Annotated in this window: 6 protein-coding genes; 5 read left to right on the top strand and 1 reads right to left on the bottom strand. The window is 66.3% G+C overall.

The features are described 5' to 3' along the window. The coding region (locus H7B90_RS32240) for a S8 family peptidase (RefSeq protein WP_185140010.1) at positions 1–1,124 on the bottom strand (1,124 nt) is incomplete at its 3' end. Between the two features lie 179 nt (positions 1,125–1,303). Here H7B90_RS32240 and H7B90_RS32235 point away from each other — a divergent pair. From H7B90_RS32235 to H7B90_RS32215, 5 genes are all read left to right on the top strand, one after another. Then, the gene (locus H7B90_RS32235; protein WP_185140009.1) at positions 1,304–1,540 is read left to right on the top strand and encodes a DUF4227 family protein; all 237 of its coding nucleotides are present in this window, start codon (positions 1,304–1,306) and stop codon (positions 1,538–1,540) included. A 114-nt stretch (positions 1,541–1,654) separates the two neighbouring features. Further along, on the top strand, positions 1,655–2,557 hold the full coding sequence (gene xerD / locus H7B90_RS32230) for a site-specific tyrosine recombinase XerD (RefSeq protein WP_185140008.1): 903 nt from the start codon (positions 1,655–1,657) through the stop codon (positions 2,555–2,557). Positions 2,558–2,569: 12 nt separating this feature from the next. Further along, on the top strand, positions 2,570–3,745 hold the full coding sequence (locus H7B90_RS32225) for a phosphopentomutase (protein ID WP_185140007.1): 1,176 nt from the start codon (positions 2,570–2,572) through the stop codon (positions 3,743–3,745). Positions 3,746–3,766: 21 nt separating this feature from the next. Further along, positions 3,767–4,591 carry a purine-nucleoside phosphorylase gene (locus H7B90_RS32220; RefSeq protein WP_185140006.1) on the top strand — a complete coding sequence of 275 codons (825 nt, stop codon included), beginning with the start codon at positions 3,767–3,769 and terminating at the stop codon, positions 4,589–4,591. 72 nt (positions 4,592–4,663) lie between these two features. Next, positions 4,664–5,770, top strand: a 1,107-nt coding sequence (locus tag H7B90_RS32215; RefSeq protein WP_185140005.1) for a pyrimidine-nucleoside phosphorylase, incomplete at its 3' end; no start/stop codon positions are given.

The following is a 5,770-nucleotide window of genomic DNA, read 5'->3' as shown; positions in this document are numbered from 1 at the left end:
GGAGCGACCTGCAGCAGGCCGGAGCCGACCGCCATCCGGCCGCCCGGGATGCGCCGCGCGTTCGCCCGCAGGCGGGACCCGACGGCCGAAGCGCCGAGCCGCGGAGACAGAGCGCGCAGCAGCGCCGAGCCGCCGGTGACGTGCGGGGCCGACATGGACGTGCCCGACAGCCGCACGTACCGTCCGCCCGGCCACGTCGAGAGAATGTTGACGCCCGGCGCGGCCAGGTCGATCCCGCGGCCCCGGCTCGAGAACGACGCGACCCGGTCGCCCCGCGTCGTGGCGGCGACGGCCAGCGTCTCGGGATACCGAGCCGGCGCGTCGATGACGCCTCCGCTCTGGCGCCCATCGTTGCCGGCCGACGCGACGAGAACGATCCCGCGCCGTCTCGCCCGACGGACGGCCGCGCGCAGAGCCTGGCTGTCCCCGGGCATGCCGAAGCTCATGTTGATGACCCGAATCCCGTTCGCGATGCACCAATCGATGCCCTCTACGATATCGGAGACGAAGCCGCTCCCCGAGCTGTCGAGCGCCTTGATCGCGTAGAGCCCGGCCTGCGGCGCGTTGCCGAAAATCCTCCCGCGCCCGGTCGCGGCCGCGATTCCCGCCACGTGGGTGCCGTGGCCGTTGTCGTCGGCGAACGAGGTTCCGCCGATCGTGTTGACGCCTCCGGCGATCCGAAGGTCCGGATGCCTGGCGATGCCGGTGTCGATGATGCCGATCTTCACCCCGGCGCCCCGGGTGCGCGTCCATACCGGAGGGGACTGGACGCGGCACACGTTCCACGGCGCCTTGGGAGGGCAGTCGGCCTTGGCCGACGAGCGACGGACGCGCACCTTCCGCTTCGTATCCGGCAGGCCGTGGGCGGTCACCTTCGCGTCCTTCTCCGCGTAAGCGACCTTCGGATGGGATCTCAGCTTCCCCCAATCGTGCTTCTTGTTCGCGCGGACGCAGATCAGGCGAAGCGCGGAAGAGGTCTTGACGGGCTTCACGCCCATCGCGGCCAACCGCCGCAAGCAGCTTCGGTAGTCCGCCGGATCGCGGAACGCGACGATTCGCCGTTCGGCGGAGCGGGACGGCTTCGCGCGAACGGAACGGCACAGCAGTTGCTCGACGGAATTCATTCTAGCGCAACTCTCCCTTGGAACGGTCGGTTTGGGCGGGTCTTGGCCTTCCCTTATGCAATGTATGGGTGCTTGACGGATAGGGTGCATTCGCCTTGCGGGAACGGGCGGCGGCGCATGTTCCGGCTCTCGTCCACATATCGTGTACAGAGAGACAGCCCTGGATCGGAGGAGAGCCCATGAGAGCTTCGGGAGGCGGAAGATGGCTCGAACGCCTGCAATTCACCCTGCTTTTCCTCGTGCTGACGGTCATGGTGCATCACGTGTTCGCGTGGATGCAGGATTGGATCGTTCCGTTCGACCCCTATAAGGTGCCGGAAGGAGGAGCGACCAAGGTGTTCCGGACGGAAGCGGCGACCGGCAGCCCGGAATCGTGGGAGGAGCGGCTGAAGCTGTTCCTGTGGCTCGGGGAGTGAGGGGGGAGCAGGATTCCCGGGCTCCGGCGTGGAATATAGAGGTGTGAAATATAGAGATGCGCAGGCGAACGAACGGAATTGCCGCCAAGAACGACGAGAGGGTACCGAACCGACATGAGAGATTGCTTGGAGAGCTTTATCGACGATTTGCGGGAACGGAAGCGGCTCGCTTCCAACTCGCTTGAAGGGTATAGACGCGACTTGCTCGACTTGATCCGCGCGCTGGAGGAGCAGGGAATTACCGAACCCGGACAGGTCCGGCCCCACCACCTGTCGGCCTATCTGCACGGCCTTCGGGCGAAGGCCCGGACGAACGCCACCGTGTCCCGCAGGCTCGTGAGCTTGCGCTCCTTTTTCAACCATCTCGTCTCGTTAGGGAAGATCGCCGCCAATCCCGCGCTGTCGCTGGAATCCCCCAAGGTGGAGCGGAAGGCTCCGCGGATTCTGTCCGAAGCCGACGTGGAGAAGCTGCTCGCCGCTCCCCGCTCGGATACGCCAGCCGGCATCCGGGACCGGGCGATGCTCGAGGTGCTGTACGCGTCCGGGCTCCGCGTCTCGGAGCTGATCGCGCTCGACGTCGAGGACGTGCGGACCGACCTCGGCATTTTGTCGTGCCGGGGCCCCGGGGGCAAGGAGAGAATGGTTCCGATCGGTTTCCACTGCGCGGAATGGATGGTAAGATATATCCAGGAATCCAGGCCGCGCTTCGCCAGGGAGGACAAGCCGGACCCGGCTCTGTTCCTCAGCCATCTCGGCAGGCGAATGACGAGGCAAGGATTCTGGAAGCTGATCAAGCAGGCCGCGAAGGAAGCCGGCGTGGACGAGGACATCGCCCCGCATACGCTTCGGCATTCGTTCGCCGCCCACTTGTTGGCCGGCGGGGCGGATCTGCGCTCCGTTCAGGAGATGCTGGGGCACGCCGATCTGTCTTCCACGCAGATTTACCAGCCGCCGGCCGAAGCTCGAATCAAGGAAGTCTACGAACGCGCTCATCCCAGATCGCGCAGAGAAAGGTAGGAGGAGGACGCCATGACATTCCGCAGAATCGCCGTTATCGTTCTTGACAGCGTCGGCATCGGAGAGCTCCCGGACGCGGACCGGTACGGGGACAAGGGAGCCCATACGCTCGGACATATCCTGGAATCGCAGCCCGGACTGCGGCTGCCGAACCTCCGCAAGCTCGGTCTCGGCAACATCGCTCCGCTCGGAGATTGGCCGGAAGAGAGCGCTCCGACGGCATACTATGGGAAAATGGCGGAGGTCTCGGCCGGCAAGGACACGATGACCGGCCACTGGGAGCTGATGGGGCTCAAGGTGCCCACTCCGTTCCGCACGTTCCCGAACGGATTCCCGGACGCGCTGATCTCCGCCTTCGAGCGGGAGACCGGCCGTTCCGTCATCGGCAACAAGCCGGCTTCCGGAACCGAGATTCTGGACGAGCTCGGCGCGGAGCAGATGCGCAGCGGGGCGTGGATCGTCTACACGTCCGCCGACAGCGTCTTCCAGATCGCCGCTCACGAAGACGTCATTCCGCTCGAGGAGCTGTACGAAGCCTGCCGCGTCGCCCGCCGGCTGACGCTCGCCGACGAATTCTCGGTCGGACGCGTCATCGCGAGGCCGTACGTAGGCAAGCCGGGCGCCTTCGAGCGGACGCCGAACCGCCACGACTACGCGCTCAAGCCGCCGCAGCCGACGGTGCTGAACTCCCTGAAGAAGGCGGGGCTCGAAGTGTCGGCGGTGGGCAAGATCAACGATATTTTCAGCGGGGAAGGCATTACGAAGGCGATTCCGACGAAGAGCAACGCGCACGGAATCCAGGCGACGATCGCGGAGCTGGAGCGTTCCTTCGCGGGACTGCTGTTCACGAACCTGGTCGACTTCGATTCGCTGTACGGGCACCGGAGGGATCCGGCCGGGTACGCGAAGGCGCTCGAGGAGTTCGACCGCGCCGTGCCCGACCTGATCGGGCGGCTGGCGCCCGACGATCTGCTCGTCATCACGGCCGATCATGGCAACGACCCGGTCCACGCCGGCACGGACCATACGAGAGAGTACGTTCCGATTCTCGTCTACGGCCCGTCCCTCAAGACTCCCGGCGATCTGGGAGTTCGGCGGACGTTCTCGGACCTGGCCGCGACGATCGCGGACAACTTCAAGGTAGCGGGCACGGGCAACGGCGACAGCTTCTTGTCCCTGCTTCAATAGAGATTGAGGGAGAGTGTGGAGATGGCCATCCAAACCAAGCAAACGATCGAGGAAGCGGCAGCCTATATCGCGTCGAAAACATCCCTGAAGCCCGAGATCGGGCTCATTCTGGGATCCGGCCTCGGCGTTATCGGCGACGAGGCGGAGGACGCGGTGACGATTCCGTACGCGGACATCCCGCATTTCCCGGTGTCGACGGTCGAGGGCCATGCCGGCGAGCTCGTCGTCGGACGGCTGCAGGGCCGCGTCATCGCGCTGATGCGCGGACGCTTCCATATGTACGAAGGCTACGAGCCGGAGAGGACGGCTCTGCCCGTCCGCGTCATGAAGCAGCTCGGCGCCAAGACGCTGCTCGTCACGAACGCGGCCGGCGGGATTAATCTGGACTTCGCTTCGGGCAACCTGATGATTATCTCGGACCATCTGAACCTGACGGGCCGCAATCCTCTCGTCGGGCCGAACGACAACGCCCTCGGCGTCCGCTTCCCCGACATGTCCGACGCGTATACGCGCCGGCTGCGCGAAGTCGCCAAGGAGACGGCGGCGGAGCTCGGCATTCCCGTCCAGGAAGGCGTCTACGCCGGCATGCTCGGCCCGAACTACGAGACGCCGGCCGAGATCCGGATGCTGCGGGTATTAGGGGCGGACGCCGTCGGCATGTCGACCGTGCCGGAGGTTATCGTGGCGCGCCACTCGGGCATGGAGGTCGTCGGCATCTCCTGCATCACCAACATGGCCGCGGGCATTCTCGACCAGCCTCTCTCCCACGAGGAAGTGATGGAGACGACGGAGCGGGTGAAGGGGCAGTTCGTCTCTCTCGTCCTGGCGCTGCTGCCCAAGCTGTAAGACGGTCAGGACGGTTCGGTTATATTGCGGCCGGGCTCGACAGAGAGAATGACGGGATGGAGGAAGAGCCATATGCGCATGGTAGACCTGATTCGGAAGAAAAGAACCGGCGAAGAGATGACGGAGCCGGAGATCCGCTACGTCGTGGACGGCGTCGTGTCGGGGACGATCCCCGACTACCAGATCGCCGCTTGGGCGATGGCGGTCTGCTTCACGGGCATGACCGCGGCGGAGACGGCGCGCTTGACGATGGCGATGGCGAACTCCGGCGACGTAGTCGACCTGTCCGCCATCCGCGGCGTCAAGGTGGACAAGCACAGCACGGGCGGCGTCGGGGACAAAACGACGCTCATTCTCGCCCCGATGGTCGCCGCCTGCGGCGTTCCCGTGGCAAAGATGAGCGGGCGCGGGCTCGGCCATACGGGCGGCACGATCGACAAGCTGGAGGCGATCGCCGGGTTCCGCACCGAGCTTAGCCGGGAAGCCTTCTTCTCGCAGGTGAACGAGATCGGCGTCTCGGTCATCGGCCAGAGCGGCAACATCGCGCCGGCGGACAAGAAGCTGTACGCCCTGCGCGACGTGACCGGCACCGTCGATTCGATTCCGCTCATCGCGAGCTCCGTCATGAGCAAGAAGATCGCCGCCGGCGCCGATGCCATCCTGCTGGACGTGAAGTTCGGCAGCGGGGCGTTCATGAAGACGGCGGAAGAGGCGATCGAGCTGGCCAAGGCGATGGTCGCCATCGGCACGGAGGTCGGGCGGAACACGGTCGCGGCGATCACGGACATGGACCAGCCGCTCGGCCGATTGATCGGCAACGCGCTCGAAGTGCGCGAGGCGATCGAGATTCTGCGCGGCGAAGGGCCGGCCGATCTGCGCGAGCTGTGCCTCGAGCTGGGCAGCCATATGCTCGTGCTCGGCGGGCGCGCGGGGGACGCGGCGGAAGCGCGGGAGAAGCTCGAGCAGGCGATCGCTTCGGGCGAAGCGCTGCGCAAGCTGGGCCGCTTGATCGCCGCGCAGGGCGGCGATCCGGCCGTCGCCGAGCGGCCGGAGCTGCTGCCGCAGGCGGCGGCTCGCGTGACCGTCGCCGCGGCGGCGGACGGCTACGTGCACCGCATCGACGCCGAGGAGATCGGCGTCGCCGCCATGCGCCTCGGCGCCGGCCGCGCGGCGAAGGAC

The sequence above is a fragment of the Cohnella xylanilytica genome, assembly GCF_014212175.1.
Taxonomy (GTDB): domain Bacteria; phylum Bacillota; class Bacilli; order Paenibacillales; family Paenibacillaceae; genus Cohnella; species Cohnella xylanilytica.
The sequence above is the reverse complement of the archived record's forward strand: the minus strand, read 5'-3'. Positions and strand labels throughout refer to the sequence as shown.

Excerpts from the sequence above, each read along its gene's own strand:
- H7B90_RS32235 (WP_185140009.1), top strand. The coding sequence starts at position 1,304 with ATGAGAGCTTCGGGAGGCGGAAGATGGCTCGAACGCCTGCAATTCACC.
- xerD (WP_185140008.1), top strand. The coding sequence starts at position 1,655 with ATGAGAGATTGCTTGGAGAGCTTTATCGACGATTTGCGGGAACGGAAG.
- H7B90_RS32225 (WP_185140007.1), top strand. The coding sequence starts at position 2,570 with ATGACATTCCGCAGAATCGCCGTTATCGTTCTTGACAGCGTCGGCATC.
- H7B90_RS32220 (WP_185140006.1), top strand. The coding sequence starts at position 3,767 with ATGGCCATCCAAACCAAGCAAACGATCGAGGAAGCGGCAGCCTATATC.